General features: G+C 68.0%; 22 protein-coding genes. 9 read left to right on the top strand and 13 right to left on the bottom strand.

Annotated features, from left to right (window positions below; genetic code table 11):
- Positions 1-71: 71 nt before the first annotated feature.
- The 7 genes from E5206_RS06845 to E5206_RS06875 all read right to left on the bottom strand — a co-directional run bounded on the left by E5206_RS06845 (position 72) and on the right by E5206_RS06875 (position 7,159).
- Positions 72-311 carry an NF038396 family protein gene (locus E5206_RS06845; protein WP_136321845.1) on the bottom strand — a complete coding sequence of 80 codons (240 nt, stop codon included), beginning with the start codon at positions 309-311 and terminating at the stop codon, positions 72-74.
- Between the two features lie 2 nt (positions 312-313).
- A complete protein-coding gene (locus E5206_RS06850; protein ID WP_136321846.1) occupies positions 314-910 on the bottom strand; it encodes a dihydrofolate reductase in 597 nt (198 codons plus the stop codon).
- Positions 907-1,710, bottom strand: coding sequence for a thymidylate synthase (locus tag E5206_RS06855; protein ID WP_136321847.1), 804 nt, complete (start codon positions 1,708-1,710; stop codon positions 907-909). Before E5206_RS06855 ends, E5206_RS06850 begins: the two co-directional genes overlap by 4 nt.
- A gap of 49 nt (positions 1,711-1,759) precedes the next feature.
- Positions 1,760-2,737 carry an NUDIX hydrolase gene (locus E5206_RS06860; RefSeq protein WP_136324001.1) on the bottom strand — a complete coding sequence of 326 codons (978 nt, stop codon included), beginning with the start codon at positions 2,735-2,737 and terminating at the stop codon, positions 1,760-1,762.
- Positions 2,738-2,784: 47 nt separating this feature from the next.
- On the bottom strand, positions 2,785-5,079 hold the full coding sequence (locus E5206_RS06865; protein ID WP_240690010.1) for an RNA degradosome polyphosphate kinase: 2,295 nt from the start codon (positions 5,077-5,079) through the stop codon (positions 2,785-2,787).
- Between the two features lie 126 nt (positions 5,080-5,205).
- Entirely contained in the window at positions 5,206-6,201 is a 996-nt protein-coding gene (mshD, locus tag E5206_RS06870) for a mycothiol synthase (RefSeq protein ID WP_136321848.1), read from the bottom strand.
- A 259-nt stretch (positions 6,202-6,460) separates the two neighbouring features.
- Positions 6,461-7,159, bottom strand: a complete 699-nt coding sequence (locus E5206_RS06875) for a response regulator transcription factor (RefSeq protein WP_136321849.1) — start codon at positions 7,157-7,159, stop codon at positions 6,461-6,463.
- A 358-nt stretch (positions 7,160-7,517) separates the two neighbouring features.
- Between E5206_RS06875 and E5206_RS06880 the strand changes: the two genes are divergently transcribed.
- The 7 genes from E5206_RS06880 (at position 7,518) to E5206_RS06910 (ending at position 13,683) form a co-directional block, all read left to right on the top strand.
- Positions 7,518-8,252: a permease gene (locus E5206_RS06880; protein WP_136321850.1), complete on the top strand. Its 735-nt coding sequence runs from the start codon at positions 7,518-7,520 to the stop codon at positions 8,250-8,252.
- A gap of 184 nt (positions 8,253-8,436) precedes the next feature.
- On the top strand, positions 8,437-9,051 hold the full coding sequence (locus E5206_RS06885) for an FABP family protein (protein WP_136321851.1): 615 nt from the start codon (positions 8,437-8,439) through the stop codon (positions 9,049-9,051).
- Between the two features lie 72 nt (positions 9,052-9,123).
- Complete coding sequence (locus E5206_RS06890) at positions 9,124-9,852, top strand: flavodoxin family protein (protein ID WP_240690012.1); 729 nt, start codon at positions 9,124-9,126, stop codon at positions 9,850-9,852.
- Positions 9,853-9,874: 22 nt separating this feature from the next.
- Positions 9,875-10,957 (top strand): folate-binding protein YgfZ, encoded by a 1,083-nt coding sequence (locus E5206_RS06895; RefSeq protein WP_136321852.1) that lies wholly within the window; start codon positions 9,875-9,877, stop codon positions 10,955-10,957.
- The gene (locus E5206_RS06900) at positions 10,954-11,367 is read left to right on the top strand and encodes an ankyrin repeat domain-containing protein (protein WP_136321853.1); all 414 of its coding nucleotides are present in this window, start codon (positions 10,954-10,956) and stop codon (positions 11,365-11,367) included. Before E5206_RS06895 ends, E5206_RS06900 begins: the two co-directional genes overlap by 4 nt.
- 97 nt (positions 11,368-11,464) lie before the next feature.
- Positions 11,465-12,028 (top strand): PadR family transcriptional regulator, encoded by a 564-nt coding sequence (locus tag E5206_RS06905; protein WP_136321854.1) that lies wholly within the window; start codon positions 11,465-11,467, stop codon positions 12,026-12,028.
- Between the two features lie 77 nt (positions 12,029-12,105).
- A complete protein-coding gene (locus E5206_RS06910) occupies positions 12,106-13,683 on the top strand; it encodes a DHA2 family efflux MFS transporter permease subunit (protein ID WP_240690014.1) in 1,578 nt (525 codons plus the stop codon).
- Between the two features lie 32 nt (positions 13,684-13,715).
- Here E5206_RS06910 and E5206_RS06915 read toward each other — a convergent pair whose 3' ends face one another.
- The 5 genes from E5206_RS06915 to E5206_RS06935 form a co-directional block, all read right to left on the bottom strand.
- A complete protein-coding gene (locus E5206_RS06915) occupies positions 13,716-14,426 on the bottom strand; it encodes a GNAT family N-acetyltransferase (protein WP_136321855.1) in 711 nt (236 codons plus the stop codon).
- Positions 14,427-14,493: 67 nt separating this feature from the next.
- Complete coding sequence (locus E5206_RS06920) at positions 14,494-15,519, bottom strand: 6-phosphofructokinase (protein WP_136321856.1); 1,026 nt, start codon at positions 15,517-15,519, stop codon at positions 14,494-14,496.
- Positions 15,520-15,730: 211 nt separating this feature from the next.
- Positions 15,731-15,985, bottom strand: coding sequence for a PspC domain-containing protein (locus E5206_RS06925; protein ID WP_136321857.1), 255 nt, complete (start codon positions 15,983-15,985; stop codon positions 15,731-15,733).
- A gap of 3 nt (positions 15,986-15,988) precedes the next feature.
- Positions 15,989-16,291 (bottom strand): hypothetical protein, encoded by a 303-nt coding sequence (locus tag E5206_RS06930; RefSeq protein ID WP_136321858.1) that lies wholly within the window; start codon positions 16,289-16,291, stop codon positions 15,989-15,991.
- Position 16,292: 1 nt separating this feature from the next.
- Positions 16,293-17,792: a PspC domain-containing protein gene (locus E5206_RS06935; RefSeq protein ID WP_136321859.1), complete on the bottom strand. Its 1,500-nt coding sequence runs from the start codon at positions 17,790-17,792 to the stop codon at positions 16,293-16,295.
- Positions 17,793-17,916: 124 nt separating this feature from the next.
- Here E5206_RS06935 and E5206_RS06940 point away from each other — a divergent pair, with 124 nt between their 5' ends.
- Both E5206_RS06940 and E5206_RS06945 read left to right on the top strand, forming a co-directional pair.
- Positions 17,917-19,281, top strand: coding sequence for an ATP-binding protein (locus E5206_RS06940; protein ID WP_136321860.1), 1,365 nt, complete (start codon positions 17,917-17,919; stop codon positions 19,279-19,281).
- The gene (locus E5206_RS06945; protein WP_205760018.1) at positions 19,278-19,952 is read left to right on the top strand and encodes a response regulator transcription factor; all 675 of its coding nucleotides are present in this window, start codon (positions 19,278-19,280) and stop codon (positions 19,950-19,952) included. The genes E5206_RS06940 and E5206_RS06945 overlap by 4 nt, the downstream gene beginning before the upstream one ends.
- 87 nt (positions 19,953-20,039) lie before the next feature.
- Here the strand turns inward: E5206_RS06945 and E5206_RS06950 are convergent, their stop codons facing one another.
- The gene (locus E5206_RS06950; protein WP_136321861.1) at positions 20,040-21,257 is read right to left on the bottom strand and encodes a pyridoxal phosphate-dependent aminotransferase; all 1,218 of its coding nucleotides are present in this window, start codon (positions 21,255-21,257) and stop codon (positions 20,040-20,042) included.
- Positions 21,258-21,294 lie beyond the last annotated feature (37 nt).

Raw genomic sequence — 21,294 nt, forward strand, 5'->3', positions numbered from 1 at the left:
GGGCCAGTTTAGACTTTGCAGCGCCGGGTCACGCAGTCGGTTACGACGGCGGCTGCCCGGCCGGCGTACGGCTACGGGAGCTGCTTGCCGCCCGGCCCTGCGCCGGTCTCTGCCAGAAGCGCGGATTTCCGCCTGCGGAGCGCAAAGACGGCCCCGAAGGTGAAGACCTGGGTCACCACGACGAGGACAATCGCGCCGACGATTTTGTTGCCGCCCAGGATCATGGTGAGCCCCACAACCGCGGAGAGCAGGGCCAGCAGGGGCAGGAGCATGTAGCCAAGGACGAAGAGTGTCTCGGGTTTCTTCAGCATTCCTAGCCCTTGGTCCGGCGCCACTGGGTGATGCGGTAGCGGGTGCCGTCGCCGGAGGTCAGCCAGCCGTCGGAGGGCAGGCGCGCGCCGGTGGTCCAGTCGTAGCCGAGTTCCGGGGCGAAGGTGTCGCCTTCGGTGGTGGTGTCGACAGTGGTGACCACGGCGACGTCGGCGAGGTCCATGGACTGCGCGAAGATGTCACCGCCGCCGATGATCCAGACCATCCCGTGGCCGGGCGCGAACTGCGACTCCAGCAGCGCGTCGTCAAGGGACTTCACCGCGACGGCGCCCTCTGCGGCGGGCGTGCCGCCCCAGCCTTCCTGGCGGGTGATGACGATGTTGGTCCGGCCGGGGAGGGGACGGTACTTTTCCGGGAAGGATTCCCAGGTCTTCCGGCCCATGATGACCGGGTGGCCGGTCGTGAGCCGGGCAAAATGCTTCATGTCCTCGGGCAGGTGCCACGGCAAGCCGCCATCCTTGCCGATGACGCCCGTGTTGGACTGGGCCCAGATCACGCCGAGACCGGCGAGGGAGGCTGCCAGGTCCTCGGTGAAGGGCGTGGTCTGTGAATCCTGCTGCGGGTTTTCGTGGTTGCTCATACGGCTATCGGGGCCTTAATCGTCGGGTGGTGCTGGTATCCGACCACTTCGAAGTCATCGAGGGTGTAGTCGAAGATGGAGTCCGGCTTGCGGGTGATCAACAGCCGCGGGTAGTCGTAGGGTTCGCGGGCCAGCTGTTTGAGGACCTGGTCCATGTGGTTGTCGTAGATGTGGACGTCGCCGCCTGTCCAGACGAATTCGCCGGGTTCCAGGCCGGTCTGCTGGGCCAGCATGCAGGTCAGCAGGGCGTAGGACGCGATGTTGAACGGAACGCCCAGGAAGGTGTCCGCCGACCGCTGGTACAGCTGGCAGGAGAGTTTGCCGTCGGCAACGTAGAACTGGAAGAAGGCATGGCACGGGGGCAATGCCATGTTCTTGAGCTCGGCGACGTTCCAGGCCGAGACGATGTGGCGGCGCGAGTCCGGATTGGTCTTCAGGTTTTCGACCAATTCGGCGATCTGGTCGATGTGGCCGCCCTCGGGGGTGGGCCAGGAACGCCACTGGACCCCGTAGACGGGACCGAGTTCACCCTCTGCGTCGGCCCATTCGTTCCAGATCGTGACGCCCTGGTCCTGCATCCATTTCACATTCGAGTCCCCGCGCAGGAACCAGAGGAGTTCCACCGCAACGGACTTGAAATGGACGCGCTTGGTGGTGACCAGGGGGAAGCCCCGGCCCAGGTCAAAGCGCAGCTGGCGGCCGAACACGCTGGTGGTACCGGTCCCGGTGCGGTCCGATTTGTGCGTGCCGTGGTCCAGGACATCACGCAGCAGGTCTTCATAGGGCGTTGGAATGCTCACGCTCCCAGTCTACTGAGGTGCCCCAAAAGCCGGGACCGTGTTAAGGACTTCAGTCGTCGAACGGCTTGAACCGCTCGACGGCCACGACTTTGCTCTTGCTGGAGTGCGCCACATGGCACACGATGATCTCGCCCGGCGCCAGGTACGGGTCGCTGGAAGGCAGCAGTGTCCGGAGCCTGGGGCTCATGTGTTTGCCGAGCTGCGCCAGGATGGTGGGCAGCGCCGGACGGTGCGTGCAGACCGCCACTGCCCGCCGCTTGTCGAACAGTGCTTCGACGGCGCCGGCCGTCTTGTGCGGGTGGCGGGCGTGCCGGTGCTCGGTGAGGGCCTCGTTCAGCTTCACCTTGGCATCCGTCGCCTTGGCGTACGGGGCAATGGTGGCCACGCACCGTAGCCACGGGCTCGAGACGATGCGGCCGGGTTTCCAGCTCTGCAGCAGCCGTCCGACTGCCTGCGCCTGCCGCATGCCGGTGGCCGCGAGCGGGCGGTCCCCTTCGGCCTTCGTCCAGGAGGACCGTGGTTTCGCCTTGGCATGGCGCACGATCAGCAGTGGCCAGGTGTCCAGTTCGCCCCGGGCATGTGCGGCGACAAGGTGGTCCAGGGGGCCGACGTCGCCCGGGTTGCTTAGCAGGCCGGCCGCCTTCTCCGGCGAACACCACATGACGCTGTCCACTTCCTTGCCGTCCGGCAGGAGCGGGGCGCCGTCGACGTCGACGGCCCAGTAGTGGACCACCTTCAGTCCGGCGGGAACGTGGTAGTGGATCGGCGGCAGCGGGATGCCCAGTGGCGCCTTGAGCCCGATTTCCTCTTCCACCTCGCGGGTGGCGCACTCGGGAATGGTCTCGCCGGGATCGATCTTGCCCTTGGGCCAGGACCAGTCGTCATACCGGGGGCGGTGGATCAGCAGGACTTCGAGCTTGTCCTTGTCCGCCGGGCTGATGCGCCATGGCACGGCGCCGGCCGCGGTGACGGCTATCGCTTCGCCGGCATGGTCGCTCTGGTCCGCGACCAGCGAATCGCTGCTCACATCGGCGCTTACATCGCCACTCACATTACTACTCAATGACAGGGCCCCTAGCGCAGACCTGTGGTGCGTTGCCGGGAGCGGGAAGCGAGCAGCCAGGACTGCACATCTTCAAGGTTCCGGCCGTCTTCGGCGAGGTGGTGGCGGCTCCATTCGCCGTGGCGGTCCAGGTGCCAGCTGGCCGTGCCCGGGTCCATGTACCGGCGCAGCAGGTCCATGACGTAGCTCGTGTCATCCCCGCTGGTGAGCTGCACGAGGGCCTCCACCCGGCGGTCCAGGTTGCGGTGCATCATGTCGGCCGAGCCGATGTAGACCACCGGGTCCCCGCCGTTGGCGAAGGCGAAAACGCGTGAGTGTTCCAGGAACCTGCCCAGGACGGAGCGGACCGTGATGTTTTCGCTGAGGCCGGGAACTCCCGGGCGCAGCGAGCAGATCCCGCGGACAATGATGTCCACCGGTACACCGGCCTGGGAGGCCCGGTAGAGCGAATCGATGATGGCTTCATCCACCATCGAGTTGACCTTGATCTGGACGCGGGCGCCCAGGCCGGCCCGGGCGTTGCGGATTTCCGCCTCGATCCGGTCAATGAGGCCGGACCGGACCGAGCGCGGGGCCACGAGGAGCCGCTTGAAGGTGGACTTCGGTGCGTAGCCGGAGAGCTGGTTGAAGAGCTTTGAAAGGTCCTCGCCCACCTGCTCGTTGGCCGTGAGCAGGCCCAGGTCTTCGTAGTAGCGGGCCGTGCGCGGGTGGTAATTCCCGGTGCCGATGTGGCAGTAGCGGCGCAGTCCGTCCACCTCCTGGCGCACCACGAGGGACAGCTTGCAGTGGGTCTTGAGGCCCACGATGCCGTAGACCACGTGCACGCCGGCCTGCTCCAGCTTCCGGGCCCAGGAGATGTTGGCCTGTTCATCGAAGCGGGCCTTGATCTCCACGAGCGCCAGGACCTGCTTGCCGGCCTCGGCGGCATCGATCAGGGCATCGACGATCGGGGAGTCGCCGGAGGTGCGGTAGAGGGTCTGCTTGATGGCCTGGACCTTGGGGTCGGAGGCCGCCTGTTCCAAAAACGCCTGGACCGAGGTGGAGAAGGAATCGTAGGGGTGGTGCAGCAGGATGTCCCGCCGGCGCATGGCCGCGAAGACATTGGCCGGCTTGGAGGTTTCCGACTCGTTCAGGTACCGCGAGGTGTGCGGGACATGCTTGGGATAGTGCAGGTCCGCCCGGTCGATCCCGGAGATGACCGAGAGCCCGCGCAGGTCCAGCGGCGCCGGCATGGTGTAGACCTCGGATTCCTCGACGCCGAGCTCGCGGATCAGCAGCGCCCGGATGTTGGGGTTGATGTCGTTGGTGAGTTCGAGCCGCACGGGCGGACCGAAGCGGCGGCGCAGGAGTTCCTTTTCCAGCGCCTGCAGCAGGTTCTCGGCGTCGTCCTCTTCCACTTCGACGTCCTCGTTGCGGGTGACGCGGAAGGTGTGGTGCTCGAGGACCTCCATCCCGGCGAACAGCTGGTCCAGGTGCTCGGCGATGACTTCCTCGAGCGCGATGAACCGCGCCACCCGGCCCGGAATCGAGCCGGCGCGGGGGCCATCGATGGAGATCAGCCGGGGCAGCTGGTCCGGGACCTTGAGGCGTGCGAAGAGTTCCTTGTCGCTGACCGGGTTGCGGACCACCACGGCCAGGTTCAGGGACAGCCCGGAAATGTAGGGGAAGGGGTGGGCCGGGTCCACGGCCAGCGGCGTGAGGATCGGGAAGACCTTCTCGGCGAACATGGCGCTGAGCTGGTCCTTGGCCTGCGAATCCAGCTCACCCCAGTGCACGAGGTGGATGTGTTCGTTGGCCAGGGCCGGACGGATCTGTTCCGCGTAGACCCGGGCATGGCGCTGCTGCAGCCGGTGGGCGGCATCGCCGATCTGTTCCAGGACCTGCATGGGGCTCAGCCCGGCGGGGGAGGGCACGGCGAGTCCGGTGGCGATCCGGCGCTTCAGCCCGGCGACACGGACCATAAAGAACTCGTCCAGGTTGGAGGCGAAGATGGACAGGAAGCTGACCCGCTCCAGCAGGTACAGGTCCGGATCCTCGGCCAGTTCCAGGACGCGGGAGTTGAAGGCGAGCCAGCTCAGCTCCCGGTCCAGGAACCGGTCCGGGCCGATTTCGCCCTCCGGTTCCAGGTTGGGCGCGAACTCGGGGATATCGATCCGGTCCTGGGTGGCGCGCGAGGCGGGCACTTCGGAGGAACCGAAACGTGCCCGCACCGGAAGGGCGGCCGTTTCCGGCGCGGCGGGTTCCGATGTGGCCGTTTCCGGCGTCGCGGGTTCCGACGTGGCTGTCCGGGCAGTGTCCCGTTGCATGATCTCTCCTAATGCCGGCGCGATTTAGTTTCAACCATACAAGCAATCACCGCGTGGCGAGCCCAGGTTCCGGCCGGTAGCGCAGGGCCGTCCGTCGGGTGGATTCTCCGGCCGATTAACGTCCGGTCAGCGCCCGGCCAACGGCGCGTACATCACGTCAACGTCCCAGCGGGTGAAGCCAAGCCGCCGGTACAGCGAGACGGCCGGAATATTGTCCGCGTCGACGTAGAGCATGACGGCGTGCAGGCCCTGTCCCTCCAGGTATCTGATGCCGGCGACGGTCAGTGCCTTGCCCAGTCCGGTGCCCTGCGCCGCCGGGGTGACGCCGACGACGTAGACCTCGCCGATCGCGGGGTGGTCGCCGTGCCGGGGGTGCACCTTGGTCCAGTGGAACCCGAGGAGCCGGCCCGTGCCGTCCACGGCGAGCAGGAAACCGGCGGGCTCAAACCATGGCTCGGCCATCCTGGCGTCCAGGTCGGCACGCGTCATGTTGCCCTGTTCCGGATGGTGGGCGAAGGCGGCTTTGTTGGCGGCAAGCCAAGCGTCCTCGTCCTGGCCCGGCACGAAGGCCCGCAGCGTCACACCGTCCGGCAGGGCGACATCAGGTAGCACGACATCGGGCTGTTCCGCCGCCGCCGTGGCCAGCCGCATCTTCCACAGCTCGCGCACAGCGCCGTAGCCGTACCGTGCGGCAAGTTCCGCCGCGGCCTCGTGATTGCCATGGGACCACGCCTTGAGGCCCGCGAAGCCGCGGGTGTCCCGGAGTTCGCGCACCAGCCGGTCCGCCACGCCCTGGTTGCGGTAGCTCGGGTGGACGGCGACCTCCAGCACGCCCGTGCCGTCCGGTTCCTCGACGACGACGGCGACGCCCGCGAGGTCCTGGGCCGCCGGTGCCGCCGCGGGGCCGGACTTGTCCTCCGGGGAGTAGAGGGCCAGCGTCAGCAGGGAATGGTCACCGGCGTCGGCGGCCCGGAGCGTCACGAGGGTCTGCTCGGACAGCGGCGGGTTCCCGTCGGATTCCTCGGCGGCGGCCGCGAGGGCTTGGACGTCCTTCAGCAGCTGTTCCGCCACGGCTCCTTTGGTGGCGAGGACAGGCCAGTTCTCCGGATGCGCAGGACTCATGGTGCAAGGCTATACGCCAGGCCCGGATCCGGAGCGGATTTGAAGGTTTCGGAACGGGGACGTATAGTCGATATCTCATCCGGCCTTGCGGGTTAAACCCGTCGGGCAGGATACGAGGGGGATCCACCACTGGGGTGGCCTCGATACGTTCGACCCGTATGTCCTCCACTGCAGCAAGATGCAACACGAAAGCCCCGGACTCCTGAGTCCGGGGCTTTCGGCGTGCATGGGCTGTTCCTGTGGCCCTGGGGTCCGGCGGTCAGGCCTCGGTCAGTTCTTCCTCCGGCTGGCGGACCAGGGTCAGCCGGTAGCCGACGTTGCGCACCGTGCTGATCAGGTTCTCGTGGTCGGCGCCGAGCTTGGCCCGCAGCCGCCGCACATGGACGTCCACGGTGCGCGTGCCGCCGTAATAGTCGTAGCCCCACACCTCGGTCAGCAACTGCTGGCGGGTGAAGACACGGCCCGGGTGCTGGGCCAGGTACTTCAGCAGTTCGAATTCCTTGAACGTCAGGTTCAGGGGGGCGCCGTTGACCCGGGCCGTGTAGCTGGCCTCATCGATCACGACGCCGGCGGCACGGATCTCCGTCGGGGCATCATCCTGGTCCGGTACGGCCCGCGCGACGCCGAGCCGGATGCGGGCTTCGACCTCCGCCGGGCCGGCGGACTCCAGGAGAATGTCGTCCACGGCCCAGGCCGAGGAGACGGCGGCCATGCCGCCTTCCGTGAGGATCAGCATCAGCGGGGCGCTCAGGCCGGTGGCCTTAAGCAGTTGGGTGAGCGAACGGGCGCCGACCAGATCCTTGCGGGCGTCAAGCAGCACGATGTCGCAGGGGTCGGTATCCAGCAGGGCCGTGGGCTCGGCGGGCAGGATGTGCACGCGGTGGTTCAGCAGTTCCAGTGCGGGCAGAACGTCCACCGATGATCCGGTGCTGTTCGTTAGTAGCAGGATGTGCGACATGGTTCCTCCAAAGGGTGTCCGCGCATCGTTGGGCGTCTGAACCGGGCTCTCACCGGCCGATACTGGTGTCCTTCGACGGTTCCCGGGTTTCGTAGCGGGCGGCCGGCAGGTCGCCGGTCAACGCCGCTATAAGAAAGCCGAAACAAGAAAGCCGAAGCCGGACTCGTAGCTGAGTCCGAGTATACCCAAATGCCGCTTTCCGGACACTGTCCCGTCACCGGCGGCTGCACCCTTTGCGACACAAAACGGTCACATAGGGCAGGATTGATCCGTCAGGGCCCCGCGGCCCTGGTGATGATGAGCCAAGTCGAATTGGGGTCCGCAGTGAGCGAAGGTACGCATTGATGGCGGGTAAGCAGTGAAGTCCTGGAGGATCGGAATCATCGGCCTGGCCGGGCTCGCCGCCGTGGTCGCAGGCGCCTACTCTTCGCCCCTTGTCCTGCTGGCCGTCGCGGTGCTCACCGCCGTCGGCATCGGCATCGGTTGGCCGCACTTCCTCGGAATCCCGGCCAAGAAGACCCTCGCCGTGCTGATCGGCCTGCCCGGGGTGGGTTCCGCGGTGGCCGCCACCTACCTTCCGGCTCCGGGCTTCCTGGACTGGACCCCCTCGTTCATGGCGGTCGGAGTGATGGCCGTCTTCGTCATGCAGTTGCTCCGCGGAACCGGCCAGGCACAACGGCTCGAGTCGACCCTGGGGTCCTGCGCCGGCGTGCTGCTGTCCTGCCTGGGGGCCGGCTGGATAGCCTGCTCCCGCTTCAACGGGGTCCGGGAAATGTTCCTGGTGGCCGCCGTCAGCGCCGCCATCGCCCTGCTGGCCGGGCTGATCCGCTGGCCGGACCGGGTGGTGGCGCCGCTGGGCATTGCCGGTGCCGGGCTGGCAGGCCCGCTGGCGGGCCTGGTGTTCTCCGACATCGCCGTGATCCCGGCCGCCGTCGTGGGTATTGTGGTGGGGTCCGTGCTGGTGAGTTTCCGCCGCCTGGTGGTCCTGCGCGACGAACCGCTGACCCTCGCCGCGGCCCTGGGGATGGGGTTGGGGCCGGTCTCGGCCGTCGGTTCGCTGGCCTACTTCATAGACAAACTACTTATCTACTAACGCGTTAGGATGGCATCATGTCCGTACTTGCATATGAAATCTTCTTCCTCGTCCTGCTCGGCGTTGCGAGCCTTTCCATGGCCTGGTTTGCCGGCTTTGTGGTCTACCGCCTCTTCAAGGGCCAGAAGTAAACAGCCAGAAGTAAGCACCCGTCCTGAACCTGTAGTTTCCAGAGGTAGCTGCTGTGCCGATTGAAATTCCTACTGATCTGACACCCGAACTTGTCCCGTTGTCCTGGCTCATTGGTGAGTGGGAGGGCCGTGGCCGGCTGGGGGCCGGGGAAGAGGATTCTGAGCATTTCCTGCAACACGTCTCCTTCACCCATAACGGCCTGCCGTACCTGCAGTACCGCGCCGAAAGCTGGCTGGTCGACGACGAAGGCACCAAGCTCCGTCCGCTGACCGTCGAGACCGGCTTCTGGGCACTGGAACGCAAGCAGCGGGAAGAGGACGGCGGGCCGGGGCTTATTCCGGCTGACATCGTGCCCGTGCTCAAGAGCGCCGACGAAGTCGAAGCCCTCCGTAACAAAGACGGCGGCTTCGATATCTCGGTGTCCATCGCGCACCCCGGAGGAATCTCCGAGCTGTACTACGGCCAGATCAAGGGCCCCCAGATCCAGCTCAGCACCGACATGGTGATGCGCGGGAGCCACTCGAAGGAATACGCGGCGGCCACCCGGATCTTCGGGCTCGTCGAGGGGAACCTGCTCTGGCGCTGGGATGTCGCTGCCGGCAAGGGCACGACGCCGGGCGGCGGCCTGGAGGCCCATGCCTCCGCCATCCTCAAGAAAGTAAGCTGACCAGCCCACCGGCTGGCATCAGGGGCCTCACTGGTTTTTCCGTTGTCCGCGGCGAGTGCAGGGAGCAACACAGTGAACAGTGCAGTGAACGGCAACAGCCGGGATTACAGCGATCTCAAGGCCGTCTACTTCAACGGCACCCTCAAGAAGTCCCCGGAGCGGTCCAATACCGAGGGCCTGATCGAGGTCAGCCGGCGGATCATGGCGAAGCAGGGTGTCACCACCCGCGTCATCCGGACCGTGGACCACGATATCGCCAGCGGAGTCTACCCGGACATGCGCGAGCACGGCTGGGAAACGGACGAGTGGCCCGAACTGTATCCCGCCGTCCAGGAAGCGGACATCGTGATCGTCGCCGGACCCATCTGGCTGGGCGACAACTCCTCGCAGACCAAGAAGCTGATCGAGCGCCTCTACGCCCACTCCGGGCAGCTGAACGCCAAGGGCCAGTGGGCCTACTACCCCAAGGCCGGAGGCTGCCTGATCACCGGCAATGAGGACGGCATCAAACACTGCGCCATGAATGTCCTCTACAGCCTCCAGCACATCGGCTTCACCATTCCGCCACAGGCCGACGCCGGCTGGATCGGCCCGGTGGGTCCCGGACCGAGCTACCTCGACGAAGGCTCGGGCGGTCCGGAAAGCGACTTCACCAACCGCAATACCACCTTCATGACCTGGAACCTGCTGCACCTCGCCCGGATGCTCAAGGACGCCGGCGGCATTCCCGCCTACGGCAACCTTCCCGGGGCCTGGAAGGCGGGCACCCGCTTCGACTTCGAAAATCCGGAATACCGCTAAGCCTCGAGGACTTCTACTAGATATGACTACCAAGAGCCCCCTGTTGTCGCGCCCGGCCGCCGTCGAGGCCGGCGGCGCTGACGCCGGCGTCGCATCCCACTATGGCGAGCCGTTGCGCGAGCAGCGGGCGCTGGCCGCCGGCACCGCCGTCGTCGATCTGTCCTGCCGGGGCGTCGTCACCGTCAGCGGGCCGGACCGGCTGAGCTGGCTCAATACGCTGTCCTCCCAGCAGCTGACGAACCTTGCCCCGGGCCAGTCCAGCGAACTGCTGCTGCTCAGCGTGCAGGGCCGGATTGAGTTCGACGCGCGGGTGGTGGACGACGGCGGGACCACCTGGCTGATCGTGGAAGCCGCCGAGGCCGCGCCGCTGACCGAGTGGCTGACCAGGATGAAGTTCATGCTCCGGGTCGAGATCGCCGATGTTTCGGCGGACTGGGCCGTGCTCGGCTCCACCAGGCGGGTCCCGGAATGGTCGGCGCTGCGGGTCTGGGAAGACCCCTGGCCGCACGTCGGTGCGGGAGGCTACTCCTACGCCGTCGTGGGCGAGGACTCCCACCCCGGCCTGGAACGGCCGTGGTTCGAATACCTGGTTCCGGCAGCGGAACTCGAAGCGACAGTGGACGACCGGCCGCTGGCGGGCGTCTGGGCAGCCGAGGCGCTGCGCATTGCGGCGTGGCGGCCCAGATGGGGCGCCGAAACCGACGAGAGGACCATCCCGCACGAGCTCGACCTGCTGCGCACCGCCGTCCACCTGAACAAGGGCTGCTACAAGGGCCAGGAAACCATCGCCCGCGTCCACAACCTGGGCCATCCGCCCCGGCGGCTGGTGTTCCTGCAGCTCGACGGTTCCCAGCACACCATGCCCGCCGTCGGCAGCGAGATCCGCGCCGGCGACCGTAAGGTCGGCACGCTCACCTCGGTGGCACAGCACTACGAAATGGGCCCCGTGGCCCTGGCCGTCATCAAACGGTCCGTCGCTCCGGATGAAGTCCTGACGGTCCTTGACGGCGAAGAGCCCTACACCGCGGCCCAGGAAGTCATTGTGGCTCCCGACGCCGGCCAGGTCGTGGGGCGCCGGACCGGATTCCTGAGGGGGACCCATTGAGCAAGCAGGACACCACACCCGGCACGGCCGGCGCCCCGGACGATGAGACGCTGGCCTTGGCCCACGCACTCTTCGACGCGGCGCGTGAAGGAAACTCCGCACTGCTCGCCAGCTACCTGACGGCGGGGGCACCGGCCACCCTGACCAATACCGCAGGGGATTCCCTGCTCATGCTCGCGGCCTACCACGGCCACCCGGAGACGGTCGGGCTGATCCTGCAGCACGGCGGCGACGCCAATGCCGCCAACGACCGGGGCCAGACCCCCCTGGCCGGGGCCGTCTTCAAGGGCTACACGGACGTCGCCCGCGAGCTGCTCGACGCCGGCGCCGACCCCGACGCGGGCACCCCCTCGGCCCGGGCCGCCGCGCAGATGTTCGCCCGGACGGAGATCCTGGCGCTGCTCGGCTGAGGAGGCCCCGGAGGGGCATCCGGGGGCTTTGCGCACCAATACTCCATATGGAATAGTTCTCATGGAATAGTCGCACTCTCATGAAGGATCCCGCACCATGGCCACAGCCGCGCCGCTGACACCGCTGGGCGTTGCCGCACTCTCCCTGCTGGTGGAAGGGCCCATGCACCCGTACGAGATGTACCAGCTCCTTATGGCCCGGCACGAAGACCGGCTCGTCAAAGTCCGGCCGGGAACGCTGTACCACGCGGTCGGCCGGCTGGAAGGGCAGGGGCTGGTTTCCGCGACCGGAACGGATCGGGAGGGCAATCGCCCGGAACGCACCACGTACGAGATCTCCGAGGCGGGCCGGGAAGCCCTGACCCTGCGGCTGCAGGACATGCTTGCCAACCCCGTCAACGAGTACCCGTCCTTTCCGCTGGCCGTCTCCGAGGCGTACAACCTGCCGGCCGGCGTCGTGGTTGAACTGCTTGACCGGCGTCTCAAAGGCCTGGAAGGGCAGCTGGAATTCCTGGCCGCGGCGGAGGAGCGGGCCCGGATGAAAGGCGTCGACCGCAAGTACTGGATCGACATGGAGTACCAGCAGACCCTATTGCGCGCGGAAACCGGCTGGATCCGGAGCCTCCAGGACCAGATCGGCAGCGGCCGGCTGCCCTGGTAGCCCATCCCCGGCATCCGCCGCTACGAACCGCTTGAGCGATCGTTCAAGCATCACCACCAGCACTCTTAAGGAATCCCATGGAAAACGTAGCCAGGCCGTGGCCGGCACTCTGGTCCCTGGTGATCGGCTTCTTTATGATCCTGATCGACACCACCATCGTCTCGGTGGCCAATCCGCGCATCATGGAAGGCCTGAACGCTGACATCAACTCGGTGATCTGGGTGACCAGTGCCTACCTGCTGGCCTACGCCGTCCCGCTGCTGATCACCGGCAGGCTTGGCGACCGCTTCGGCCCGAAAAAGCTCTACCTGTCCGGCCTTGTCGTCTTCACCGTGGCCTCGCTCTGGTGTGGTCTCTCGGGCGACGTCCAGACCCTCATCGGGGCCCGGGTGCTCCAGGGCCTGGGAGCGGCGATCATGACCCCCCAGACCATGGCCGTCATCACCCGCATCTTCCCGCCGGACCGCCGCGGCGCCGCCATGGGCATCTGGGGTGCCACGGCCGGCGTCGCCACCCTGGTGGGCCCAATCCTGGGCGGTGTCCTGGTCGACGGGCTCGGCTGGGAATGGATCTTCTTCATCAATATCCCGGTCGGCATCGTGGGTTTCATCCTGGCCTGGCGTTTCGTCCCCGCCCTGAGCACGCATCCGCACAAGTTCGACATTCCCGGCGTGCTGCTCAGCGCCGTCGGGCTGTTCCTCGTGGTCTTCGGCATCCAGGAGGGGGAGACCTTCAACTGGGGCACCATCACCGGCCCGGTCACGGTCTGGGGCCTCATCATCGCCGGGATCGCCGTGCTCGTGGTGTTCGTGGTGTGGCAGCGGGTCAACCCCCGGTTCTATGACGGCGAGCCGCTGCTGCCGCTGTCCCTCTTCAAAGACCGCAATTTCTCGCTGGCGAACATCGCCATCACCACCGTGGGCTTCACCGTGACGGCCTTCAGCCTGCCGCTGATCTTCTACTACCAGATCGTGCGTGGCCTGACCCCCACCCAGTCCGCCCTCATGATGGTCCCGATGGCGCTGATTTCGGGCGGCCTCGCGCCCGTCGTCGGCAAGATCATCGACAAGGTCAACCCGAAGTACATCACCGCGGCGGGCCTGGTCCTGATGTCCGTGGCGCTGTTCTGGAACGCCTCCCTCATGCATCCGGACACGCCGATCTGGCTGTTCCTGCTGCCGAGCGCCGTCCTGGGCTTCGCGAACGCCGGCATCTGGGCGCCGCTGAGCTCCACCGCCACCCGCAACCTGCCGCCCCGGCAGGCGGGGGCCGGCTCCGGCGTCTACAACACCACCCGGCAGATCGGCGCGGTCCTCGGCAGCGCCGCGATCGCCGTCCTGATCCAGGCCCGGCTCGCGGCGGAACTTCCCGCCGCACCGGGAACATCGGGCACGGCCAGCCCGATGGCCTTCGGCGGATCCTTGCCCGAGGCGCTCCACGAGGGATTCTCGACGGCGATGGGCCAGTCGATCCAGCTGCCGGCCGCGGTGATCCTGATCGGTGCGGCCGTGGCCGTGTTCTTCGCCAGGCCCAAGCCGGTGCAGGGCTGGGGCCGGGGACCGGCCAGCGGTGCTGCTGGGGCCACTGCCGGCACTGCTGCCGCTGCCGATCCGGCGCAGATGCCAGGCGGGCGGGCGCAGGCAAAGCCGCGCTGACGTACGCACGGCCGCGCACGGCGGCATCCGGGTCAGCCGAGCAGGACGCTGGTCTGGATGCCGCCGGCGGCAAAGCCCAGGCTCCGGGCGATGGCCAGTGAGCCCTGGTTGCTGACGTCGGTACGCCACTGGAGCGTCAGCCCCGAAGCGAGGGCCTCGTGGGCGGCGATCGAGGCGGCCAGCGAGCCCAGCCCGCGCCGCCGCCATTCCGGGTCCACGAGCACGCCGAGGTCCGCGAGGATCCCCTCCCATTCCGCGTAGGCGCCGCAAGCAACGGGCACCGACCGGCCGTCGTCATCGCGCATGATGGTGTAGCGGTGCGGCAACCCGGACAGCCGGACCTCGTTCACATCATCCGGCGGGCAGCGGCCCTCGAGTTCCACGGCTTCAGGGTTCCCGTGCGAGACCGTGAGCTCCTCGGCGGGCTGGAGCAGGGGCAGCTCATCGGCGAAGAAGAGTGCCGCCGCGCCCAGGCCATAGCCGCCGTGCGGCCGGGTGATGGTCAGCAGGGTGACGTGCTGGGCGAGTTCCTCATCCGGGATCCCGGCGGCGGCATCCAGCACCCATTGTGGCCCCACAAGGGCGGAGCTGCCGAACAGCCGGACGAAGTCGACCGAGCGGCGGGACTCATCGGCACGGGTGAGCCGGGCACCGCCGGCGGCCGCGAATCCGGCGTCGTCGAATCCCAGGTGGCGTGCCCACGCGAGCTGGATGATGGCAGCGGAACCGGGCTCAAGAGTCATGACTCAACACTACCCACCGGCGGCGGGCCGCCCGGAGCGGGCCCGGACCGCCCTGGCCCGGATGGCTTCAGCCGAAGAGGACCGCGGCCTCGTCGTAGCGGTGCTGCGGGACTGCCTTCAGGTTTCCGAGTGCAGCTTCGAAGCCCACGTGCACGATGTCGGTGCCGTTGAGGGACACCATGGTGCCCCAGCGCCGGTCGACCACCGAGTCGATGGCGGCCATGCCAAGGCGGGTGGCGAGGACCCGGTCGAACGCGGTCGGAACCCCGCCGCGCTGGATGTGGCCGAGCACAGTGGCGCGGGTCTCGATGCCCGTGCGGGCTTCCAGCTCGGGGGCCAGCAGTTCGGCGATGCCGCCGAGGCGCGGGCGGCCGAAGGTGTCCAGGCCCCGTTCGGAGTGCGGCGTCTCCTGGCCTTCGGGGACGAAGCCCTCGGCGACGACGACGAGCGGCGCGCGGCCGCGGTCCCGGGCGGAGAGGACCCACTCGGTGATCTGCTCCATCGAGGCCTTCTGCTCGGGGATCAGGATGGCATGGGCGCCGGAGGCCATCCCGGCGTGCAGCGCGATCCAGCCCACGTGCCGGCCCATCACCTCGGCAATCATGCAGCGGTGGTGGGACTCGCCCGTGGTGCGCAGGCGGTCGATCGCCTCGGTGGCGATCTCGACGGCGGTGTCGAAGCCGAAGGTGTAGTCGGTGGCGTCGAGATCGTTGTCGACCGTCTTGGGGACTCCCACGATCTTCAGGCCGGCGTCGGTCAGCCGCTTTGCCGCGGCCAGGGTGCCTTCGCCGCCGATCGCGATCATGGCGTCGATTCCCAGCCGCTCCATGTTGGCCTTGATGACGTCGGGGCCGCCGCCGTTTTCGAACGGGTTGGTGCGGGACGTCCCGAGGATGGTGCCGCCCTGCTTCGAGAGGCCCCGGACCATGGTGCGGGGAATGTCGATGATGTCGCCCTCGACGACGCCCCGCCAGCCGTCCCGGAAGCCGACGAATTCCTGGCCATGGACGGCGATGCCCTTGAGGACGGCGCCACGGATAACGGCGTTCAGCCCGGGGCAGTCTCCGCCGCTGGTGAGGATTCCAATTTTCATGTTCTGGCTCAAATCCTGGTTCGAAGGGGTACAGGCAGAGCGCCACGCTGAGCTCACCTAGAGTCTAGTGGGGCGTGTGGGCAAGGACACAAATGGTTAACTGCCGGTGCCCCTGCCGTCGTGGCAGGGGCACCCGTTGTCTTGGCTCAAGCCGGGACGCGTCCCGCGTCAGAGCCGTGGCGGATACGCCCGGGTCTGCTACGGGCGGCCGTCAGGGCCGGTTGGGGCGTTTCTCAAGGAAGGATTCGAGGATGATGGCGTTCCGCTGGTCCGGGATTAACAGCCACGCGGCCAGATAGATGACGAAGGCCGGGCCGGGCAGCAGGGCAAAGAGCAGGAAGGCGATCCGGACGAACGCCACATCCACATTCAGTTTCGCGGCGATTCCTCCGCAGACCCCGCCCAGCCAGCGTTGCGGTCCGCGTTTCAGGCCAAGGCCCCTGACGGTGCTGAAGAATTTGTCCATGGTTCAAGACTTCCCTGTCGTTGTGTCTTTGTCACGCCCGCGGGCTGAAAGCAGACCGCCGATCACGAGTGCGGCGCCGGCTCCGATCATCAGGCCGATCAGTACATAGCTGCCGTTGAGGACCACGATCCCGAGCCGGGAAATGATGATCAGAGCGGCCAGCGCCAGCACGATCAGCCCCCACACCACGGTGCCGACGCGGGCGGGGAAGCGTGCCCTGTCCTGCGGCCCCGGTGCTTCGGGCTGCGGGGGAACGGCGGCCCCGGTGTCCGGTGTACTTCCTGTCGGCGGGTCATAGCTGCTCATGTCAGTTGCCTTCCTTGATGGTCACGTTGCTCATGGTGCCGGAGATCCTGAGGATCAGTCGTGCGCCCGGTTTGCCCGTGTTGTAGTCGCTTTGCTGGGTCGTCACGCCGCCACGGTTCCCGCTGCCTTCGTTGAGGTTGCCCATGGTCATGTCCGCCTCGATGTGCACGGGGACGGTGATGGGGATGACCACCGTCAGGTTGCTGGCCGTCGCGTCGATGGGAACGACGACGTCGGTGCCCAGGGGAGGGTTGAGGGCCAGCGTTGTCAGGTCCGCGGTACCGGTGCCGCCCGTGATGTCGAAGCCGTTCCGGGCCTGTTCGATGCTGGATGGTGTCCAGTCCGCATTCTGGAGGCGGAACCTGTCCCCGTTCGGCACCACGTTGAAGATCCCCCCGATGATCAATGCGACCACGGCGAAAAATCCGAGGATGCCGGAGGTGCGGCCCCGGAGCCCGGCGAACAGGATCCCGAGGCCGAGGACGGCTGCTCCGCTCGCCCAGACCACGGCGTTGCTGGAATTCCCCAGATCGATGAGCCTGGCGGCGTCGAGGGCCTTGATGCCGCCACCCACCAGCAGGGCGAGCCCGACGGTGACCGCCACGGCAGGGGTGCCCGGTCCCAGGTTCCGTGGCCTGGCCGGCGGGGGCGGACCCCAGACCGGGCCTGGGTCCTGCGGGTAGCCGCCCTGCGGGTAGCCGTGCTGGGTGGAACCACCGGCCGGATCTGCCCCGGCAGCGCCGGCGAACGTGGCGGTGTTGGCTGCGTTTCCCCGGTCAACCGGGCCGCCGGGCCGGTGATGCACGGACAGCGGGGCGGTTCCGTTCCGGGCCTTGTTGCGTTGGCTCAGGTAGTAGACGACATAGATGGCGCCCCCCACCCAGAAGACTGTCCAGACGAAGGCGCCGAAACCGTACCGGTCCCAGCCCCAGACGCCGCTGCCGAGGCTTGGGAAGCCGATGACCGTGGTGATCAGCGCGCCGGTCATGCCCGAGGTCCACCGGCCGGCGGCGGCCTCCTGGACATGGATGCGTCCGTCGGGTTCGGGCAGCAGTGCCCAGGCAAGGCCGTACAGGAGTACCCCGACGCCGGCGAACACCGTCAGGACGATCAGGACGCCGCGGACAATCAACGGGTCGACGCCGAGCCGTTGGGCGATGCCGCTGGCGACGCCGCCGATCCAGCGCTCGCGCCCGCGGTGGATTCCGTGGCTGCGGATCCAATCGAAGAAGTTCTGTGGCTGGGGGCCGGCCAGCGGAGGCATCGGCCCGTAGTAGGGCGGTGGTGGCAGTGTTCCCGGGCCAGCCGGCCCACCCGGCGGATAGAGGGGCGGTGCCTCGGGCAGAGGCTCGCCGGCTGCCGGGGCGGCGGGGATGCCGGAGGGGCCCTCGGATGGGCTGCCGGAGGCATCGGGCCCCCCGGAGGGACGGTCGGAGGGATGGTCGGCGGGACGTTCGGAAGGGTCGTGGCCTTCAGGCGGGGGCGGAGTGTGCGGATTCATACCTCGATCCTTCCGTTTCCGCGCTTCCAGCTCTATTGGGGGAGACCCTGAACTGTCCCTGAGCCGCCCCCGGTTACGGCCGAAAACGCGTCCGGAGAACCCTGAAGCGTGCTTGGATTGACCCATGACAACCGTCCCTTCCCGCCCGCCGCTGGCCCGCAGCAGCGACCGTGTGATCGCCGGCGTCTGCGCAGGCCTCGCCGAGCATCTCGGCTGGCCGGTGCGGATGGTCCGGATCGGCATGGTGGTGGCCGCGCTCGCGGGGGGCGCCGGCGTCGCGTTCTACGCCTGGCTCTGGATCATGGTGCCGACCGCGGATGAAAGCGCCAGGCGCTACGCGCGCCGGCCGGCGTCGCCCATTGCCCCCGCGGTGAGCGCACCCGGTGCGACACCCGGTGCGGCACCCGATGCGGCGCCCGGTGGCACGGCGGCCCCGGCAGCGCCCCCGGGCCCGTCCGGCAAACCGGCGGGGTACCGCTGGAACCGCTTCCCGGGCATGCCCTTCGGCAAGGAAATCCTGCTGGGCGCGGGGCTGCTGCTGGCCGCAGGCGTCCTGATTGCCCGGATGCTGGGTTTCGACGTGCCCCTGGGCACGCTCATTCCGGTCGCGGCCATCCTGGGCGGCGCGGCCATCGCCTGGATGCAGCTTGACGAGACCCGCCGGGCGGGGCTTGTGGACAAGACCAAGGCCGACCAGGCCGGCGGCTGGGCCCGGCTCGCGGCCGGGCTGGCGCTCGTGGTTGCCGGTGTTCTCGTCATGGTGTCAGGATCCGGTTCCTGGCAGCAGACCTGGCTTGCCTTGCTGTCCTCCGCTGCGGTCCTTGGCGGCGTCGCCCTGGTGCTGCTTCCCTGGGGCCTGAAGTTCTGGCGCGATCTTGAAACCGAACGTGCGGGCCGGGTCCGCGCCACCGAGCGGGCCGAGATCGCCGCCCACCTGCACGATTCCGTGCTGCAGACCCTGGCCTTGATCCAGCGGCGGGCCGGCAATGAGCACGACGTCGTCCGGCTCGCCCGCGCGCAGGAGCGGGAGCTGCGGGCCTGGCTGTACCGGGATCCGGGCCGGGACGCCGGCCAATTGTCGGACGGCATCGGGGCCGCCGCCGCGGAGGTGGAAGACTCGCTGGGGCACGCCGTGGAAGTGGTCAGCGTGGGGGACTGCGCCATGACCGAACGCCACGAAGCCCTCGTCCAGGCGGCCCGGGAGGCCATGCTCAACGCCGCCCGCCACGGCGGCGGCGCCGTGTCCGTGTACCTGGAAGTCACGGACGGCGCAGCCGAGGTCTTCGTGAAGGACCGCGGGCCCGGATTCGATCCGGACTCCGTCCCGGCGGACCGCCTCGGCGTGCGGGAGTCGATCATCGGCCGGATGAGGCGCCACGGCGGCACCGCCACCATCACCAGCGGTCCGGACGGCACCGAAGTGCGGCTCAGGCTGCCGGCATCAGCAACGGCCACGGCCCCGGCCGACAACGGAGAGGCAAGACCATGAGTAACGTAACAGCCGGCAGCCCGGCCGCGGCGATCCGCGTGGTGATCGTGGATGACCACGCCATCTTCCGGTCGGGGCTGAAGGCCGACCTCGATCCCGGCATCGCCGTCGCCGGTGAGGCGGGGACTGTGGAGGAGGCCATCGCGGTCATCGCCGCCACGCGCCCCGACGTTGTGCTGCTGGACGTCCACCTCCCCGGCGGCCTCGGCGGCGGCGGGCGCGAGGTGCTCGCCGGCTCGGCACAGCTGCTGGGCACCACCCGGTTCCTGGCGTTGAGTGTCTCCGACGCCGCGGAGGACGTGGTCTCCGTGATCAGGGCAGGTGCGCGCGGCTATGTCACCAAGACCATTTCCGGCGCGGAAATTTCCGACGCCGTCCGCCGGGTGGCCGGCGGCGACGCCGTCTTTTCACCCCGTCTGGCGGGTTTTGTGCTGGACGCCTTCGGCACCGCACCCGCCGACATCGCCGACGACGAACTGGACCGGCTCTCGGCCCGGGAGCTCGAGGTGATGCGGCTGATCGCCCGCGGCTACAGCTACAAGGAAGTCGCCAAGGAGCTGTTCATCTCGATCAAGACCGTCGAAACCCATGTCTCGGCGGTGCTGCGCAAGCTCCAGCTCTCGAGCAGGCACGAACTGACCCGTTGGGCGGCCGAACGCAGGCTGCTCTGACCGGACAGACAGACCCTCCCTCACCTCCTGCCGCCCGACGACGGACGCTCCCTCGCCTCCTGGGGGAGCGTCCGTCCCGGTGGGGGACTATTTGGCCTTGCCCAGGAAGTCCTGGAGCCGGCCGACGCCGGTGGCCAGGTCTTCGTCGCCCAGGGCATAGGAGAGGCGGAGGTAGCCGGAGGGCCCGAAAGCCTCGCCCGGCACCACAGCAACCTCGACTTCGTCCAGGATCAGGGCGGCCAGTTCCGCGGACGTCCCGGGCCGGACCGGGCCGTTTGCCGAGGGGAACTCCTGGCCCAGCAGCGCGCGGACATCCGCGTACACGTAGAAGGCGCCCTTCGGCGTCGGGCATTCCACGCCCTCAATGGCGTTCAGGCCCGCCACGATGGCCTTGCGGCGGCGGTCGAAGGCGAGCTTCATCTCGTCGACGGCGGTCAGCGGGCCGGACACCGCGGCGAGGGCCGCGACCTGCGGGATGTTGGAGACGTTGGATGTGGAGTGCGACTGCAGGTTGGTGGCGGCCTTGATGACGTCGGCCGGGCCGATCATCCAGCCCACCCGCCAGCCCGTCATGGCATAGGTCTTCGCCACCCCGTTGAGGATGACGACCTTGTCGCCCAGTTCGGGGACGGCCGTCGCAATCGAGGTGAACGGCACGCCGTCGTACGTCAGGTGCTCGTAGATCTCATCGGTGACGACCCAGAGGCCCTTGGACGCCGCCCATTGGCCGATTTCCTTGACCTGCTCAGGCGAGTAGACCGCGCCGGTGGGGTTGGACGGGGAGACGAAGAGCAGGATCTTGCTGCGGTCGGTGCGGGCCGCTTCCAACTGGTCCACGGTGACCAGGTAATCCTGTTCCGGCCCGGCAAAGACGTTGACCGGCACGCCACCCGCAAGCCGGATCGACTCCGGGTAGGTGGTCCAGAACGGGGTCGGGACAATGACTTCGTCGCCGGGATCCAGCAACGTGGCAAAGGTGTTGTACACCGCCTGCTTGCCGCCGTTGGTCACCAGCACCTGGGAGGCCTCGGCCTTGTAGCCGGAGTCCCTGAACGTCTTGTCCACGATGGCCTGCTTGAGCTCCGGCAGGCCGCCGGCAGGGGAGTAGCGGTGGTACTTGGGCTGGCTGGCGGCCTCGATGGCGGCCTGCACGATGTAGCCCGGAGTCGGGAAATCCGGTTCGCCGGCGCCGAAACCTATGACGGGCCGGCCCGCTGCCTTCAATGCCTTCGCCTTGGCATCGACGGCCAGGGTGGCGGATTCGGCTATGGCGGAAATGCGCTGGGAAATGCGGGCGGCAGGCATGGCGGGTCCATTCTTCGCTTGCAGCTGGGGAGGCTGT

Origin of the sequence: Arthrobacter sp. PAMC25564 (assembly GCF_004798705.1) — a bacterium.
In the GTDB taxonomy this organism is placed as follows: domain Bacteria; phylum Actinomycetota; class Actinomycetes; order Actinomycetales; family Micrococcaceae; genus Arthrobacter.